General features: G+C 52.4%; 19 protein-coding genes, 1 tRNA gene and 1 riboswitch. Of the genes, 13 read left to right on the top strand and 7 right to left on the bottom strand.

Features of this window, described 5'->3' with window-relative positions; translation table 11 throughout:
• Positions 1 to 254 precede the first annotated feature (254 nt).
• From OXB_RS00955 to OXB_RS00935, 5 genes are all read left to right on the top strand, one after another.
• Positions 255 to 731, top strand: a complete 477-nt coding sequence (locus OXB_RS00955) for an NUDIX hydrolase (RefSeq protein ID WP_041071048.1) — start codon at positions 255 to 257, stop codon at positions 729 to 731.
• Positions 728 to 1618, top strand: a complete 891-nt coding sequence (rapZ, locus tag OXB_RS00950) for an RNase adapter RapZ (RefSeq protein WP_041071046.1) — start codon at positions 728 to 730, stop codon at positions 1616 to 1618. The genes OXB_RS00955 and rapZ overlap by 4 nt, the downstream gene beginning before the upstream one ends.
• Positions 1619 to 1622: 4 nt before the next feature.
• The gene (locus tag OXB_RS00945) at positions 1623 to 2579 is read left to right on the top strand and encodes a gluconeogenesis factor YvcK family protein (RefSeq protein ID WP_041071043.1); all 957 of its coding nucleotides are present in this window, start codon (positions 1623 to 1625) and stop codon (positions 2577 to 2579) included.
• Positions 2580 to 2621: 42 nt separating this feature from the next.
• Positions 2622 to 3569: a DNA-binding protein WhiA gene (gene whiA / locus OXB_RS00940; RefSeq protein WP_041071040.1), complete on the top strand. Its 948-nt coding sequence runs from the start codon at positions 2622 to 2624 to the stop codon at positions 3567 to 3569.
• A 106-nt stretch (positions 3570 to 3675) separates the two neighbouring features.
• Entirely contained in the window at positions 3676 to 3933 is a 258-nt protein-coding gene (locus OXB_RS00935) for an HPr family phosphocarrier protein (RefSeq protein ID WP_041071037.1), read from the top strand.
• A 215-nt stretch (positions 3934 to 4148) separates the two neighbouring features.
• Here OXB_RS00935 and OXB_RS00930 read toward each other — a convergent pair whose 3' ends face one another.
• The 7 genes from OXB_RS00930 to OXB_RS00900 form a co-directional block, all read right to left on the bottom strand.
• Entirely contained in the window at positions 4149 to 4382 is a 234-nt protein-coding gene (locus OXB_RS00930; protein ID WP_041071034.1) for a hypothetical protein, read from the bottom strand.
• Positions 4379 to 4570 (bottom strand): hypothetical protein, encoded by a 192-nt coding sequence (locus OXB_RS00925; RefSeq protein WP_041071031.1) that lies wholly within the window; start codon positions 4568 to 4570, stop codon positions 4379 to 4381. Before OXB_RS00925 ends, OXB_RS00930 begins: the two co-directional genes overlap by 4 nt.
• 91 nt (positions 4571 to 4661) lie before the next feature.
• On the bottom strand, positions 4662 to 5678 hold the full coding sequence (locus OXB_RS00920; RefSeq protein ID WP_041071029.1) for a ThiF family adenylyltransferase: 1017 nt from the start codon (positions 5676 to 5678) through the stop codon (positions 4662 to 4664).
• Complete coding sequence (locus OXB_RS00915) at positions 5675 to 6442, bottom strand: thiazole synthase (protein ID WP_041071026.1); 768 nt, start codon at positions 6440 to 6442, stop codon at positions 5675 to 5677. The genes OXB_RS00920 and OXB_RS00915 overlap by 4 nt, the downstream gene beginning before the upstream one ends.
• Positions 6443 to 6444: 2 nt before the next feature.
• Positions 6445 to 6648 (bottom strand): sulfur carrier protein ThiS, encoded by a 204-nt coding sequence (thiS, locus tag OXB_RS00910; RefSeq protein WP_041071023.1) that lies wholly within the window; start codon positions 6646 to 6648, stop codon positions 6445 to 6447.
• 26 nt (positions 6649 to 6674) lie between these two features.
• Positions 6675 to 7289 carry a thiamine phosphate synthase gene (locus OXB_RS00905; RefSeq protein WP_158333621.1) on the bottom strand — a complete coding sequence of 205 codons (615 nt, stop codon included), beginning with the start codon at positions 7287 to 7289 and terminating at the stop codon, positions 6675 to 6677.
• 62 nt (positions 7290 to 7351) lie between these two features.
• Positions 7352 to 7460: riboswitch (TPP riboswitch) on the bottom strand.
• A gap of 229 nt (positions 7461 to 7689) precedes the next feature.
• A tRNA-Arg gene (locus OXB_RS00900) sits at positions 7690 to 7761 on the bottom strand.
• A 206-nt stretch (positions 7762 to 7967) separates the two neighbouring features.
• Between OXB_RS00900 and clpP the strand changes: the two genes are divergently transcribed.
• From clpP to gpmI, 8 genes are all read left to right on the top strand, one after another.
• Positions 7968 to 8576, top strand: coding sequence for an ATP-dependent Clp endopeptidase proteolytic subunit ClpP (gene clpP, locus OXB_RS00895; protein ID WP_041071017.1), 609 nt, complete (start codon positions 7968 to 7970; stop codon positions 8574 to 8576).
• A 182-nt stretch (positions 8577 to 8758) separates the two neighbouring features.
• Positions 8759 to 9337, top strand: a complete 579-nt coding sequence (locus OXB_RS00890) for a LemA family protein (protein WP_041071014.1) — start codon at positions 8759 to 8761, stop codon at positions 9335 to 9337.
• On the top strand, positions 9334 to 10149 hold the full coding sequence (locus OXB_RS00885; RefSeq protein WP_052483813.1) for a TPM domain-containing protein: 816 nt from the start codon (positions 9334 to 9336) through the stop codon (positions 10147 to 10149). Before OXB_RS00890 ends, OXB_RS00885 begins: the two co-directional genes overlap by 4 nt.
• A gap of 76 nt (positions 10150 to 10225) precedes the next feature.
• On the top strand, positions 10226 to 10456 hold the full coding sequence (locus tag OXB_RS00880) for a glutaredoxin family protein (RefSeq protein WP_041071011.1): 231 nt from the start codon (positions 10226 to 10228) through the stop codon (positions 10454 to 10456).
• Positions 10457 to 11451: 995 nt separating this feature from the next.
• Positions 11452 to 12465: a type I glyceraldehyde-3-phosphate dehydrogenase gene (gene gap, locus OXB_RS00870; RefSeq protein ID WP_041071005.1), complete on the top strand. Its 1014-nt coding sequence runs from the start codon at positions 11452 to 11454 to the stop codon at positions 12463 to 12465.
• Between the two features lie 114 nt (positions 12466 to 12579).
• A complete protein-coding gene (locus OXB_RS00865) occupies positions 12580 to 13764 on the top strand; it encodes a phosphoglycerate kinase (protein WP_041071002.1) in 1185 nt (394 codons plus the stop codon).
• Positions 13765 to 13778: 14 nt separating this feature from the next.
• Positions 13779 to 14540, top strand: coding sequence for a triose-phosphate isomerase (tpiA, locus tag OXB_RS00860; protein WP_041070999.1), 762 nt, complete (start codon positions 13779 to 13781; stop codon positions 14538 to 14540).
• Positions 14533 to 16053, top strand: coding sequence for a 2,3-bisphosphoglycerate-independent phosphoglycerate mutase (gene gpmI / locus OXB_RS00855; protein ID WP_041070996.1), 1521 nt, complete (start codon positions 14533 to 14535; stop codon positions 16051 to 16053). The genes tpiA and gpmI overlap by 8 nt, the downstream gene beginning before the upstream one ends.

Below are 16053 nucleotides of genomic sequence, written 5' to 3'. Positions count from 1 at the left end.
TGTAACAATAATGCAACACGAAAAGGATATAGTAAGAGTATCAATTGACCCCCCTTTTGATATAGAAATACCTTCAAGGCTATCTTTCGGTTCTCCGGAGGATGGCCTTCTTTTTATGCCTATCCGTAGGGAAGGATAGATATGGTCTAGAGGATGTTGAATTGACGTTTGGGAGCCCTGCGCCGTTGTTCTTATCTTTTTAATGTATTCCGTTGTATAATAATACTAAGCGCAAAAAAAGTGGGGATGGATACATGCAGAGGATTGCAAATTTACTTGTCCTGAAAGACGGCCAAGTTTTACTATTGAAAAAACCACGCCGCGGCTGGTATGTTGCTCCTGGTGGAAAGTTGGATGCGGGGGAGTCCATTTACGAGGCGGCTGTGCGGGAATTCTCGGAAGAGACGGGAGCCGTGCCTGTAGAGCCTCACCTGAAAGGGGCCTACACGATGGTGATCCATGACGAGTCCGGCAATCCGGCCGATGAGTGGATGCTCTTTACATTCATCGCCCGCGATCTGATCGGCACGCCTTATGAAACGAATCGGGAAGGCATCTTGGAGTGGCATCCGGTGGAGAGTCTGCGGACGTTGCCGATGGCGGAAGGGGACCGGACGAATCTCCTGTTTGCAGTGTCGGAACAAGGAATGCAATATGGTACGTTCCATTATACCGAGCAATTTGAATTACTGAACGAAAGAATGCAGAAATCAGTGGAGGGTACAGAATGACGGAAAATGAAATGCCGCAAAGCGAGATGGAATTGGTGATCATTACGGGGATGTCGGGCGCCGGGAAGACGGTAGCGATGCAGAGTTTTGAAGATCTTGGGTTTTATTGCATCGATAATTTGCCGCCTGAGTTGCTGGTGACATTTCTGGATTTGATGATGAAATCGGAAAACCGGATGCGCCGGATTGCGGCGGTCATGGACACGCGGGGCGGTGACCTGTTCGACTCCCTCATCGGCGCATTGGATGAGCTGCTGCTGATGGAAGGCGTCTCCTCCCAAATCCTGTTTTTGGACGCCGACGATGAAACGCTCGTCCGGCGCTACAAAGAGACGAGGCGATCCCACCCGCTGTCGGAAGGCGGGCTCCCGCTCGAAGGCATCCGGAAAGAGCGGCTTTTATTATCCGAGATGAAAGGCCGGGCCCGGTCAATTTATAATACGTCCACATTGAAACCGAGAGAGTTGCGGGAGAAGATTATTTCGGAGTTCTCCAAGAAAGGCGAACCGGGCTTTACGGTGAACTTCATTTCCTTTGGATTCAAGCATGGGATGCCGATCGATGCGGACGTCGTCTTTGATGTGCGATTCTTGCCCAATCCTTTCTATATCCAAGAGTTGAAGCCGAAAACCGGTCTGGAAAAAGAGGTGTCGGACTATGTCCTGAAATGGGGGGATACCCAGATGCTCATTGAGAAGCTGTCCGATCTGTTCAAGTTTTTAATTCCACAATATAAGAATGAAGGGAAATCGCAAGTGGTCATTGCATTCGGCTGTACAGGCGGCCAACATCGGTCGGTGACCCTCGCGCAATACTTCGGCGGACGCTACGAAAATGAATATCGTACCCTCATCACGCATCGCGATATAGAAAAGAGAAAGGATTGACGCCATGTTCCCAACTGGTATCGGGAAAAGGATTGTCGTATTCGGAGGCGGAACCGGATTATCGACATTGCTCCGCGGCCTGAAACGCCATCCCGTCGATCTGACTGCGGTCGTGACTGTGGCGGATGACGGAGGCAGCTCCGGCAGATTATTGGACCAATATGACATTCCGCCGCCCGGGGATATCCGGAATGTGATGGCAGCGCTTTCCGATGTGGAGCCACTCATTGAGCAAATGTTCCAGTACCGCTTCCAAACGGCGGAAGGGTTGAAAGGACATTCGCTTGGAAACTTGATGTTAGCCGCGCTTACCGATATCACAGGGGATTTTGCCAGTGCCGTCGAGAAAATGAGCCGGGTGCTGAATATTAAAGGAAGGGTGCTTCCCGCAGCCAATCAGAGGATTACCTTGCATGCCGAACTGGAGGATGGCACAATTGTGACGGGCGAGTCTAAAATCCCGGTGTATGGCCGTAAAATAAGGAAGGTGTACCTATCACCCCAGGAAGTGGCGCCATTGAACAAGACACTTGAGATGATTCAAGCAGCGGATTTGATCGTCGTCGGACCGGGCAGTCTGTATACGAGCATCTTGCCGACATTGCTCGTCCAGGCGATCCGGGACGCAGTCTTGTCATCCAATGCTAAAAAGGTGTATATTAGCAATCTGAGCACCCAGGCGGGCGAAACGTACCGCTATACGGCTTCCGAGCACGTGCAGGCCTTATACGCCCATACGGGGCAGCCGTTTATCGACACCATCTTGCTGAATGGTTTGGATTTTTCGAAGCAAGTGAAAGGGGAAGCCTCTTGGCCTGTCGAAATTGATTTGGAAGTTCTTCGAAAGCTGGTGCCAGACATTGTGATCAAAGATATAGCGGTTGTCAAGGGAGAGAGTGTTTTCCATGACTCAGACAAAGTGGCCGATTGGCTGATGGAATATATAGAGAAAACGGGATAGAATCGGATTAGACGTGATTATCGCCGGGAAGGGGGGAGCATCATGTCTTTTGCTTCAGAAGTGAAAAAAGAACTGACACAGATTGAATCGGATGATTGCTGTGTGAAATCGGAAGTGGCCGCCTTCATCCGGATGAACGGGGCGTTGTCATTTTCCAATAAGCAGTTGAGCCTGGATGTCCAGACGGAGAACGCTGCGATTGCAAGAAGACTTTACACGAATTTGAGAAGATTATATCCTTATAAAGTCGAGTTGCTCGTCCGGAAAAAAATGCGGTTGAAAAAGAATAATGTGTATATTTGCCGGGTCCGGGATGGGGCAAAATCGCTGCTTGAAGACTTGCAGATCGTAAAAGGGACGTTTCAATTTGAAAATGAAATCCCGAAATCCTTGATTCAAAAGAAATGCTGCCAGCGTGCCTATTTACGAGGCGCCTTTTTGGCGGGGGGCTCGATCAATAATCCCGAGACCTCTTCGTACCATCTTGAGATTTCATCGATTTACAAAGAGCATAGCGAATCGCTTGTCGAATTAATGAACAAGTTCCATTTAAATGCAAAGTCGATCGAGCGGAAAAAAGGGTATATCGCCTACTTGAAGGAAGCCGAGAAAATATCGGATTTCCTCAGCATCGTAGGGGCCCATGTCTCATTGATGAAATTCGAGGATGTCCGCATTGTTCGGGATATGCGGAATAGCGTCAATCGGCTCGTCAATTGCGAAACGGCCAATTTGAACAAGACGATCGGGGCGGCCCAGCGGCAAGTGGAGAATATCAAGTTCATCCAAAATACGATCGGCTTGGATCAGTTGCCCGACCGTCTGCAAGAAATCGCCCGGCTTCGCGTGGAAAATCAAGATATTACGCTGAAAGAATTAGGCGAATTGGTATCCGGAGGAAAAGTGAGCAAATCCGGTGTCAACCACCGGCTGCGGAAAATTGAAGAAATTGCGGAAAATCTCCGGAACGGGGGAATTGGCAGCGTATAATTCGACCCGGAAACGCATTGCTTTAGTCAGCCGGCGGACCTTATCGCGGCATGCACCGGAGTGAAGTGGGGAAAAGCTGTCAAAAATGAGAGGAGTTGGTCAAGTTATGGCGGAACGGACAGTTGAAGTGAAAATGAAAACGGGATTGCAGGCGCGGCAAGCGGCCCAATTTGTGCAAGAGGCGAATCGCTACATATCCGATATCTTTCTGAAGAAGGAAGAGCGTCAGGTGAATGCAAAGAGTATCATGGGAATCATGAGCCTCGCCATCGCCCGCAATACGACAATTACGTTGATTGCCGAAGGAGTCGACGAGGAACAGGCATTGGATGCCCTCGTCGCCCTCGTGGAAAATGAAAACTAAAAGAAACCGAAACCGTTACCGTTGTTGCTAACTATGGAACGGTTTTTGTTTTGGTCGGATTACTTCTGTTCTGCAATCTTGTTAAGCCCCCATAGCGCCGCGCCCATAAGTCATGGCGCTGCGCTCAAAAGTCACGGTGCCGCGCCCATAAGTCATGGCGCTGTGCTCATAAGTCACGTCGCCGCGCCCATAAGTCGTGGCGCTGCGCTCAAAAGTCATGGCGCCGCGCTCATAATCCATGCGTCGCGCTCAAAGGTCGTGGCGCTGCGCTCAAAAGTCACGGCGCTGCGCTCAAAAGTCGTGGCGCCGCGCTCAAAGGTCGTGGCGCTGCGCTCAAAAGTCACGCTGCCGCGCCCATAAGTCATGGTTCCGCGCCCATAAGTCACGGAGTCGCGCTCAATAGTCGTGGTTTCGCGCTCAAAAGTCACGGCGCTGCGTTCAAAAATCATGGCGCCGCGCCCATAATCCATGCGTCGCGCTCAAAAGTCATGGCGCCGCGCTCATAAGTCATGGCGTCGCGCTCAAAGGTCGTGGCGCTGCGCTCAAAAGTCACGGTGCTGCGCTCAAAAGTCGTGGCGTTGCGCTCATAAGTCGTGGCGCTGCGCTCAAAGGTCGTGGCGTCGCGCTCAAAAGTCATGGCGCTGCGCTCATAAGTCGTAGCGACTCACTCATAAAATTAAAAAATCAAGTAAAAGGATATTCCTTTCACTTGATCTCTCCTCAATCCGTCAACCCAATAACGAAGTAACAATCCGCTTGGCGGTCGGGATATCTTTCGTTCCGTGAATCAGGATGCGCCCGTCGCGAAACAGGACGATCCGGTGGCCGTCAAACCGGCAGACGGCCAGGTGGGGGTTGCGTTTCAGGTCCTTGACGGTTCCTGCGAGGGATTCCGCGATGGCTTGCAGTTCAAAGGGCCGGCTTGCCGGATAGGTCAGTTGGACAGTGTCTCGCCCGCAGAGGACCGCCGTTCGGATGGATGACTTCTTGTCCAGAAAAGGATACGTTCTTTGCACCGAACAACTGGGGCAATCCGGCTTTTTCAATGCTCGGACATCAATCGTCGAGCGCTCCCCGGTCCACAGATCAGCCGATTCCAGTCTCGGTGTGAATGAAGCGCCGGTCAAATATTTCAGGACATCCGCCACTTGCCGGGCCGCGGTCGTGACGACAACCGGGCTGATGACGCCGACCGTATCACAGGTCATCATTTGCGAGGGCAATGTGTCCAGCAGGCAATGGAGACAAGGCTGGCCATCCTCCAAGCCGATCGGGAAAGATAATCCGTAACTGCCGACACAGGCACCCATGAAATACGGAATCCCCGCTTTCATCGCCGCATCGTTGAGAAGCAGGCGGATCTCGATGTTGTCCGTGCCATCGATGACTATATCATGGCCCGCAATCAAGTCTTCGGCATTTTCAGGTGTGACGTCCGCCACGATCCCTTCGATTTGCACGTCTCCGTTGATGGCGGACAACCGTTTTTCAGCGGCCACCGCTTTCGGCAGCTGGTCGATGACATCTTGCTCGGTATAGAGTTGCTGGCGATGGAGGTTCGTCCACTCGATTATGTCCCGATCGACGATGGTCAACGTACCGACCCCCGCCCGGACCAGCATTTCAGCGCTGGAGGAGCCGAGTGCGCCGGCCCCCATGACGAACACTTTGGCCTTCCGGATTTTCCGCTGGCCTTCCTCGCCGATCGGAGCGAAAAGTTCCTGGCGCGAATATTTCCCGTTCAATTTGGCAAGAGCCCTTCCATCGGACTGCTGGCCACGGCGTAATCGCGCTCCGGCATCCGTCCCGCCTCGAAGCCCAACCGTCCCGCTTCGATTGCCAGTTTCATCGCCTCCGCCATCTTGACCGGATCTTGGGCGGCAGACACCGCCGTGTTCAACAGGACGCCATCCGCGCCCAATTCCATGGCGAATGCCGCATCTTTCGGAGAACCGACGCCTGCATCAATAATGACAGGCACCTTCGCCTGCTCGATAATGAATGATACATTCAATGGATTGAGGATGCCTCGTCCCGAACCGATCGGTGCGCCGCCCGGCATAATGGCATGCACTCCCATTTCACCTAGCCGTCTTGCCAGGACGACATCATCCGAAGTGTAAGGCAATACGATGAAACCTTCCTCCAACAGCATTTCAGTCGCCCGCAACGTTTCAACCGGATCCGGCAACAGCGAACGATCACAGCCGATAATTTCGACTTTCACCATGTCGCAGAGCCCTGAAGCTTTCGCCAGCTGGGCGATGCGCACCGCTTCCTCTGCCGTTTTTGCCCCCGCGGTATTCGGGAGGAGCGTATACTTCGACAAATCGAGCTGTTCCAGGAAATTCGGTTGCGAAGGTTCAAAAATATTCATCCGCCGAACCGCAAATGTGAGGATTTCCGCCTCCGATATACGTACCGCTTCCTTCTGGATTTCAAATGAAGGATATTTTCCAGTCCCGAGCAATAAGCGGGATTTGAAAGTTTTATTTCCAATCTTCAACATGCTTAGCCGCCTCCTACGAAATGAATGATTTCAATCTGATCCTTGTCCCGGATCGGATGATCATACGCGTCTTTATTCAAAATCTGCCTGTTCAATTCCACAATTAAAATACGGTTTTCCAGTCCGAGGTGGTGCAGCAGCTGATGGACGTCCCCGACCTCTTTCGGAATCGTCCGCTCCACCCCGTTCACATCGATCCTCTTCAATTCAGAACGCCTCCTCAATTCCTCGCTTATTCAAGTTCCCGACGGTACTTGCGGATGGCTTGCCCCGGTTGGTCGCTGTCGAAAATAGAAGACATGATGGCGACCCCCGCGACGCCTAACCGGTCCAACTCCTTAAGATGGCTAGGCTGGATTCCGCCGATTGCATAGGTTGGTATCGGCAGATCGGCAATGATTTTGCTCAGTTCCGCAGTGCCGCGGGCCGGCAGCCCTTCCTTTGAGCGGGTGTCAAACAGATGGCCGTACAGAACCCAATCCACACCATCCTCACTGGCTGAAATCGCTTCATTGTACGAATGGACGGACTTGCCGAGGGAAAGCCCGGATATCTTGTTTCTAATCAAAGCAGGCGGAATCCCGTGGCCCGGTAGTTGCACACGCTCAATCCCGCAAGCAAGAGCGATATCGGCGCGTCCGTGGACAATCAGCTTCTGCCGCTCGAATCCGGATTCGACCAGATGATCGATCAGCCGGATCATCTCCCGATCGGTTTTTGATTTTTCACGTAAAATAACTGCATCGACGGAAGGCTGGATTGCCAGCAGGACGTCCGCCAGTCTATGATCCGGGAGGCGATCATTGGTGACCGCAATCAGTTTCAAACTTTCACCTCTTTTACGCAAACAAAAAGACCACCTACCTGGAAAGATAAGTGGTCTCGAAATCATCTATAAGGACAAAGATGCACCAAAACAATCCACTTCCCTCCGCAGGTCCGAACCTGTTCAGGTAATAAGGGTATCGGAGTTGCACTCGTCTCTCAGTCCTTTTCAAGGATTCCCCTAATGGTCAAATGTGTATGTAATTGTGTTGACGTCTCAACAATAGCAAAAGATTCAGCAAAAGGGAAGGGGGTGAAAAAAGTTTCAGGAAGTTTAGCGTAAGGAGGATAGGCTATACTAACAAAGAAGTCGGTCGGAAAAGAGGATTCTAGAATACATATGCCGAAATAAAGAGCTGGTCGAAGAAAATGGGGAAAATAAAAAAATCCACCAACGTGGATTTTCAAAGAAAACTATAAAACGCCCTCGGCAGGAGTCGAACCCACATTTCAAGAACCGGAATCTTGCGTGCTATCCATTGCACCACGAGGGCATATCAGTGCTACTCTTCGTAGCGGACAAATCTTATTATACAACTGCCGCGACGAGATTGCAACTGTTTCTTTGAGAAAGTTCCCATAGCTTTCATAAGGCATTATATTTGACCTTAGTTGACCATACTGGGTATGATGGGGGTACAGTTGAAACGGTACTCGTTTCAGCAGACCGACACTTATTCGACTTGAAGGAGGAAATGAAATGAATCTAATACCTACAGTAATCGAGCAGACGAACCGGGGAGAACGAGCTTACGATATTTATTCCCGCTTATTAAAAGACCGGATCATCATGTTGGGGAGCGCCATCGACGATAATGTGGCGAACTCCATTGTAGCGCAACTTCTCTTCCTGGAAGCGGAAGATCCTGAAAAAGACGTGTCCATCTACATCAACAGCCCGGGCGGAAGCATCACAGCCGGAATGGCGATCTATGACACGATGCAGTTCATCAAACCGGACATCCAGACGATTTGTATCGGGATGGCGGCGTCCATGGGATCCTTCCTCCTCACAGCCGGAACGAAAGGGAAACGGTATGCGTTGCCGAACGCGGAAGTCATGATCCACCAACCACTCGGCGGTGCTCAAGGGCAGGCGACGGAAATCGAAATCGCCGCAAAACGCATCTTGTTCCTGCGTGAAAAATTGAACACGATCCTTTCCGAGCGCACGGGCCAACCGGTCGAAGTGATTGCACGCGACACGGACCGCGACAACTTCATGACTGCCGAACGTGCCAAAGAATATGGACTCATCGATCATATCATCACACGCAGCGATATGAAACTGACAGACAACGAAAAGTAAGAAAACAGACGCCGATCTCAGCTGATGAGATCGGTTTTTTACTAATCAAAATCCGTGACATCCGCCGACTAAAAATAAATGAAACCGATCGACTTCAATGACAGTATATAGTAGGTGAGGAGAAGTTTTAAAGCATTGGATTAGCGGTAAATTAATATCATACAGTAGTGAGGAGTGGTGAAATGAGGAAATTGGTAGGACCGCTTTTGACGGTTGGCATCATTTTGGTCGTGCTCGCGATCGTATTCGTGCCAAGTTATAACAAATTCGTCAACTTGGAGGAAGACGTAGATCAAGCGAACGCGCAAGTCGATAACCAATTGCAGCGGCGGCTTGATTTGATTCCGAACTTGGTGAATACAGTCAAAGGGTATGCGAGTCATGAAAATGAGGTTCTGACTGATATTGCAGAGGCCCGTTCCCGGCTTGCCGGCGCCAATAGCCGGGATGAAGAGGTAGCGGCGGATAATGAACTTTCGGGCGCTTTGAGCCGACTGCTCGTCGTGGTGGAAAATTATCCGGAACTGAAAGCCGATCGGCAGTTTACCCAGCTCATGGATGAGTTGGCCGGAACGGAAAACCGGCTCACAGTCGCACGGATGGACTACAATAATGTCGTATCGTCGTATAATCGGCAAGTGAAACGGTTCCCGGGGAAATTGGTCGCTTCCATTTTCGGATTCGATGAAAAAGAGTATTACCCAGCGGACGCGGGTGCGAAAGATGCCCCGGAAGTCGATTTCGGGGATGACAACAAGTGATTCATCGGGCCATTCGCCTCTTTCTTGCGGCGTGTCTGCTCAGTATAACCGTCTTGCCCGGGCTGGCGTCCGCAGCGAATGTCCCGGTGATCCAAGACGAAGCGGATATTTTAACGCCGCAACAGGAAGCGGAACTCGAACAATACGGAATCCGGTTATATGAAGCGACGTCCGCGGAGCTCGCCGTGTTGACGCTTCCGAGCATCGGGGACGAACCGGTTGAGGAATATGCAGTGAAGAAGTTGCGGGAATTCCAATTAGGGGATAAAAAGCTGAACAACGGTGCGTTATTGGTCGTGACGACGCAAAAGAATTCAGCAGGCAAGCGCCACTTCGAACTGTCGGTCGGCTACGGACTGGAAGGGGCTTTGCCGGATGGAAAAGTGACACGGATCATGGATGAAGTGGCCGTCCCGTTTTTGAATGAAGAGCAGCCGGACCAGGCAATCGTCAATGCGTATAAGGCATATTACAACGAGATTGCGGCCGAGTACGGATTGGACGGCGCCTCCTTGCCCGTGAACACCGTGGCTGGTGAATATGATTCATCCGACGGTGGTTTTCCGTTGTTCACCATCATCATTGTTTTAATTATTGTATTCAGTCTCATGGGAGGACGAGGCGGCGGTGGTTCGGGCGGTTCCGGTGGACGCCGGAGCGGCGGGCCAGTCTTCTTCCCAGGTTCTTTCGGCGGTGGAGGCGGCGGTAGCGGTGGCTTCTTCGGAGGCGGCGGCTCTGGCGGCGGAGGAGGGTTTGGCGGATTCGGCGGAGGTGGTTCCGGCGGTGGAGGCGGAGGCGGCCGAAGCTGGTGATCCTAGGAATGGCATGCGTGCGTGCCATTCTTTTTTTGATTATACTAAGGGAACCAAACCGAATGAGGTGTATCCTATGCAGTTGACATTTTACACGAGAGCAGGCTGCCCGCTTTGCGAGGAAGCGAAGCGGATGCTGCAATTGGCGCAAGACGATTACCCCTTTACGTGGACGGAAGTCGATATCGAACAGGACGATGCCACCCACGAGAAGTATATGCTCATGATCCCGGTAATTGAAATCGACGGGCAAGTGGCCCTGTACGGCTCCATCGGTTATATGGATATCATTGGGTTGTTTGAATGAAGAGATTGCACTCGAGTTTTTAATTTGCGCCCCTGCGTGCCCATAACTTGGGTTTCGCGCTCATATTCCGTCCCGCTGCGCCCATAACTCGGGTTTGGCGCTCATAATCCGTTCCGCGCGCCCATAACTTGGGTTTGGCGCTCATATCCCGTCCCGCCGCGCTCATAACTTGGGTTTGGCGCTCATATCCCGTCCCGCCGCGCCCATAACTTGGGTTTCGCGCTCATATTCCGTTCCGCGCGCTCATAACTTGGGTTTCGCGCTCATATTCGGTCCCACGCGCTCATAACTCGGTTTCGCGCTCAAACGCCATTCCGCCGCGCTCATAACTTGGGTTTGGCGCTCATATTCCGTCCGCTGCGCCCATAACTCGGGTTTCGCGCTCAAACCGCGTCCCGCCGCGCCCATAACTTGGGTTTGGCGCTCATATTCCGTTCCGCTGCGCCCATAACTTGGGTTTCGCGCTCATATTCCGTTCCGCCGCGCCCATAACTCGGTTTCCGCGCTCAAACGCCATTCCGCCGCGCCCATAACTCGGGTTTGGCGCTCATATTCCGTTCCGTGCGCTCATAACTTGGGTTTCGCGCTCATATTCGGTCCCACGCGCTCATAACTCGGTTTCCGCGCTCATATTCCGTCCCGCCGCGCTCATAACTTGGGTTTGGCGCTCATATTCGGTCCCGCGCGCCCATAACTTGGGTTTCGCGCTCATATTCCGTTCCGCTGCGCCCATAACTTGGGTTTGGCGCTCAAACCGCGTCCCGTCGCGCTCATAACTCGGGTTTGGCGCTCAAACCGCGTCCTGCCGCGCCCATAACTCGGTTTCGCGCTCAAACGCCATTCCGCCGCGCCCATAACTCGCGTCCCGCGCCCATTACCCTGCGACACCCACATCCCCACATCACCCATGCCTCCGCTCCCAAATCTTCATTTCCAATACATAAGTACACGAAACTACGGGTAGTTATAAAAGAAAGAAGTGAGGAGGGATTGGCATGACTTTGAAAATGGCCATCAACGGATTTGGGCGGATCGGCCGCCTGGTGTTGCGTGAAGTGGTGAAGCGCCGAGAGGACATCGAACTGGTCGCAGTGAACGATTTGACGGATGCCGCGATGCTCGCCCATTTACTGAAATACGATTCCGTCCACGGAATATTCGAGGCGGATGTGGAGTCCGATGAAGATGCATTGATTGTCAACGGAAAGAAGATCCGCGTGTTCGCCGAGCGGGATCCGTCCCGGCTGCCGTGGAAAGACCTTGGCATCGATCTCGTCATCGAATCCACCGGAGTGTTCCGTAATCGGGAAGGGCTGAGCAAACATTTGGAGGCCGGTGCGAAGAAGGTCCTGTTATCGGCACCAGCGAAAGGGGACATCACCACCCTCGTCCTCGGGGTCAATGAAGAGACGTACGTTCCCGGCAACGATGATCTCGTCTCCAATGCGTCCTGTACGACGAACTGTCTTGCCCCGGTCGCGAAGGTGCTCCACGAACAGTTCGGCATCCGCCGCGGCTTCATGACGACGGTCCACTCTTACACGAATGACCAGCGGATTTTGGATTTGCCCCATTCCGATTATCGCCGTGCCCGGGCCGCCGCCGAATCGATCATTCCGACGACAACGGGTGCCGCTGCCTCGGTCGCGAAGGTGCTCCCTGAACTGAAAGGGAAGTTGGATGGAATGGCCGTCCGGGTGCCGACGTCGAATGTATCGCTCGTCGACTTTGTCGTGGAATTGGACAAAAATGCTTCGGTGGAGGAAGTCAATGGCGCTTTACAGCAAGCGGCGGAAAATGAAATGAAAGGCATCCTGTCATACACGGATTTGCCCTTAGTCTCCAAAGATTATAATGGCAATACTTTTTCATCGACGGTGGACGGTTTATCGACCATGGTGCTGCAGGAAAATCTCATCAAAGTCGTCTGTTGGTACGACAACGAATCCGCCTACGCTGCCCGATGTGTCGATCTGGCTTTGTTGATTGCAAGCAAAGGGATCCGGTGAATGAAGATAAACATAGCCATTCTAACGGGAACCGCTTATAATGAGTAGATGGGTAAGAGGAGCGGGGATACCCCGGTCCTTCTTTTTAATTAATCTTGGAGGTGGGCATTTTTCATGATGTCTAAAAAGACGATGAAAGATATGCAGCTGGAAGGGCAACGTGTATTTTGCCGTGTCGATTTCAATGTACCGATGGAGAATGGCGAAGTGACCGATGATACCCGGATCCGGGCTGCAATCCCGACGATTGAATACATGGTGGAAAACGGAGCGAAAGTCATCTTGGCGAGTCATCTCGGCCGGCCGAAAGGACAAGTCGTCGAAGAGATGCGCCTGGCACCAGCGGGCAATAAACTTGCGGAACTGCTCGGGAAACCGGTGAAGATTCTCAAGGAATCCGTCGGAACAGCAGTGGAAGAAGCGATCGCTTCGATGGAAAACGGCGAGATTGTCCTGTTGGAAAATGTGCGGTTCAATGAAGGCGAAGAGAAAAATGATCCTGCACTTGCGAAAGAATTCGCAAAACTGGCGGACGTATTCGTCAATGATGCATTCGGGACTGCTCACCGTGCTCATGCCTCCACAGCAGGCATAGCAAATTACATACCGGGCGTGCTAGGATTCCTGCTCGAAACGGAGCTGGACGTTCTCGGCAAGGCGTTATCCAACCCGGACCGCCCATTCACGGCGATCGTTGGCGGCGCGAAAGTGAAAGATAAAATCGGCGTGATCGATAATCTATTGGACATTGCAGACAATCTTCTTATCGGAGGCGGTCTTTCCTATACATTTACAAAAGCGCAAGGATATGAAACAGGCAATTCGCTCGTGGAAGAGGACAAAATCGAACTGGCCAAATCCTTCATTGAAAAAGCGAAGGAGAAAGATGTCAATCTGTACTTGCCGATCGATGCGGTCGTGGCGGACTCGTTTTCCGACGAAGCGAAAACGCAACCTGTTACAATAGACGCGATCCCGGAAGGATGGATGGGGCTGGATATCGGACCGGAAACGGCGAAATTGTACGCAGACGTCATCCGGAATTCGAAGTTCGCGATCTGGAATGGACCGATGGGCGTCTTTGAAATGGAGCCGTTTTCAAACGGCACGAAACAAGTGGCGGAAGCGATGGCTGAAACAGAGGCCTACACAATCATCGGCGGTGGAGACTCCGCAGCGGCTGTCGAGAAATTCGACTTGGCGGATCGGATGGACCATGTATCGACGGGCGGCGGAGCTTCGTTGGAATTCATGGAAGGGAAGGAACTCCCTGGAGTAGTAGCATTACAGGATCAATGAATGGAGGTGCTGATTTGCGAAAACGGATCATTGCGGGAAATTGGAAAATGTATAAGACGAGTGAGGAAGCGAAAAGCTTTATTCGGGAAGTGATCGGGAGTCTCCAAGAATCGGATCGCGTGGATGCGGTCGTTTGTCCGCCATCCCTCTACCTGGAGGACCTGTCGCGATTGACCTTGGCATCTCCATTGGCCATCGGTGCCCAGACGATGCACGAAGAGAAAGAGGGAGCGTTCACCGGGGAAGTGAGCCCGGCGATGCTGGCGAGCGTCGGGGTGCGCTATGTCATCCTCGGCCATTCGGAGCGCCGCCAGTATTTTAATGAAACCGACAGTTCCGTGAACCGGAAAGTCCTTTCGGCATTCGAAAACGGATTGACACCGATCGTTTGTGTCGGAGAATCACTTGAGCAGCGCGAGGCCGGCCAGACGGCACAATTGGTGGCAGACCAAGTGGTAAAAGCGTTCAAGGGCCTCGATGCGCAGTCCGCTGCAAAGGCGGTCATCGCCTATGAACCGATCTGGGCAATCGGTACAGGGAAAACAGCAACGGCTCAAGACGCCAATGAAGTGTGCAGCACGATTCGCAGCACGATCCGAGAAATGTACGGAGAAAGCGTTGCGGATCAGATCCGTATCCAATACGGCGGCAGCGTCAAGCCGGAGAACATCGGCGAATTGCTATCGATGGAACATATCGACGGGGCATTGGTAGGTGGGGCGAGCTTGGATCCTGCCTCATTTTTGAAACTAATGGAGGTCGGCGGAAATGGGTAAGACGGGACCTGTCGCGTTAATCATTCTGGATGGCTTCGGGTTGCGTGATGAGAACTTCGGCAATGCAGTCGCGCAGGCGAACAAGCCGAACTTCGACATTTTGTGGAATAATTATCCTCACACGACGCTGACGGCTTCCGGCGAAGCGGTGGGCCTTCCCGATGGACAAATGGGGAATTCCGAGGTCGGCCATTTGAATATCGGCGCAGGACGGATCGTGTACCAGAGCCTCACACGCATCAACAAGTCAATCCGGGAAGCTGACTTTTTTAATAAAGAAGCGCTGCTGGACGCCGTTGCACATGTCAAAGAGCGAGGCTCGGCACTTCATTTAATGGGCCTTCTTTCCGATGGCGGCGTACATAGCCATTATGAGCATCTTTTTGCATTGCTGCGGCTGGCGAAGTTGAACGGCATTGAAAAAGTTTATATCCATGGGTTCCTCGACGGCCGGGATGTCGGTCCGCAAACAGCTCTGGATTATATCGAAAAGACCGAGTCCGTAATGAAAGAGCTGGAGGTCGGCAAGTTCGCTTCCGTCTCCGGACGGTATTACGCGATGGATCGGGACAAGCGGTGGGACCGGGTCGAAAAGGCATATCGTGCTATCGTGGATGGCGTTGCCCAAACAGCAGCGACTCCGTCGGCCGGTGTCCTTGCTTCGTACGAGCGGGAACTCCATGATGAGTTCGTCATGCCGTTCGTGATCGAGGAGCTGGGAGAGCCGGTGGCCAAGGTGGAAAGCGGGGACGCGGTCGTGTTCTTCAATTTCCGTCCGGACCGGGCGATACAGCTTTCCCGCGCATTCACCGATCCGGCATTTGCCGAATTCGAAACGAAGAAATTGGAAGACTTGAAATTCGTCAGTTTCACACATTATAGTGATGAAGTGGTCGCGAACGTCGTATTCAACAATGAAAACCTCGATAATACAATCGGGGAAGTCCTTGCGAAAAACGGCTTGCGGCAATTGCGCATCGCGGAGACGGAGAAATATCCACACGTCACGTTCTTCATGAGCGGCGGCAGAGAGGATAATTTCGAAGGGGAAGAGCGGCTTTTGATTAATTCACCAAAAGTGGCGACATATGACTTGAAGCCGGAAATGAGCGCTTATGAAGTGACGGACGCATTGCTGGATGGGATTGCGGCCAATCGCTATGACGCTATCATCCTGAACTTCGCCAACCCGGATATGGTCGGCCATAGCGGCATGCTCGAACCGACGATCAAGGCGGTCGAAACCGTCGATGAATGCCTCGGCAAAATCATCGATGCGCTGCTTGCAAAAGGCGGAACGGCCATCGTGACAGCCGACCATGGAAATGCGGACGAAGTGACGACGCAAGACGGCGCACCGATGACGGCGCATACGACCAATCCGGTGCCTGTCATTGTGACGAAACCGGATATCGAGTTGCGGGAAGGCATCTTGGCCGATCTGGCGCCGACGATGCTGAAATTATTGGATATTGAGCAACCGGAAGAAATGACCGGTACACCATTATTTTAA

It is taken from the genome of Bacillus sp. OxB-1 (genome assembly GCF_000829195.1).
Lineage (GTDB): Bacteria > Bacillota > Bacilli > Bacillales_A > Planococcaceae > Sporosarcina.
This window is presented reverse-complemented; position numbering and strand designations above follow the sequence as displayed.

Excerpts from the sequence above, each read along its gene's own strand:
- gap (WP_041071005.1), top strand. The coding sequence starts at position 11,452 with ATGACTTTGAAAATGGCCATCAACGGATTTGGGCGGATCGGCCGCCTG.
- OXB_RS00880 (WP_041071011.1), top strand. The coding sequence starts at position 10,226 with ATGCAGTTGACATTTTACACGAGAGCAGGCTGCCCGCTTTGCGAGGAA.
- OXB_RS00935 (WP_041071037.1), top strand. The coding sequence starts at position 3,676 with ATGGCGGAACGGACAGTTGAAGTGAAAATGAAAACGGGATTGCAGGCG.
- OXB_RS00930 (WP_041071034.1), bottom strand. The coding sequence starts at position 4,382 with ATGATTTTTGAACGCAGCGCCGTGACTTTTGAGCGCGAAACCACGACT.
- OXB_RS00925 (WP_041071031.1), bottom strand. The coding sequence starts at position 4,570 with ATGACTTTTGAGCGCGACGCCACGACCTTTGAGCGCAGCGCCACGACT.
- OXB_RS00865 (WP_041071002.1), top strand. The coding sequence starts at position 12,580 with ATGATGTCTAAAAAGACGATGAAAGATATGCAGCTGGAAGGGCAACGT.
- whiA (WP_041071040.1), top strand. The coding sequence starts at position 2,622 with ATGTCTTTTGCTTCAGAAGTGAAAAAAGAACTGACACAGATTGAATCG.
- OXB_RS00955 (WP_041071048.1), top strand. The coding sequence starts at position 255 with ATGCAGAGGATTGCAAATTTACTTGTCCTGAAAGACGGCCAAGTTTTA.
- rapZ (WP_041071046.1), top strand. The coding sequence starts at position 728 with ATGACGGAAAATGAAATGCCGCAAAGCGAGATGGAATTGGTGATCATT.
- gpmI (WP_041070996.1), top strand. The coding sequence starts at position 14,533 with ATGGGTAAGACGGGACCTGTCGCGTTAATCATTCTGGATGGCTTCGGG.
- OXB_RS00890 (WP_041071014.1), top strand. The coding sequence starts at position 8,759 with ATGAGGAAATTGGTAGGACCGCTTTTGACGGTTGGCATCATTTTGGTC.
- clpP (WP_041071017.1), top strand. The coding sequence starts at position 7,968 with ATGAATCTAATACCTACAGTAATCGAGCAGACGAACCGGGGAGAACGA.
- OXB_RS00945 (WP_041071043.1), top strand. The coding sequence starts at position 1,623 with ATGTTCCCAACTGGTATCGGGAAAAGGATTGTCGTATTCGGAGGCGGA.
- OXB_RS00915 (WP_041071026.1), bottom strand. The coding sequence starts at position 6,442 with ATGTTGAAGATTGGAAATAAAACTTTCAAATCCCGCTTATTGCTCGGG.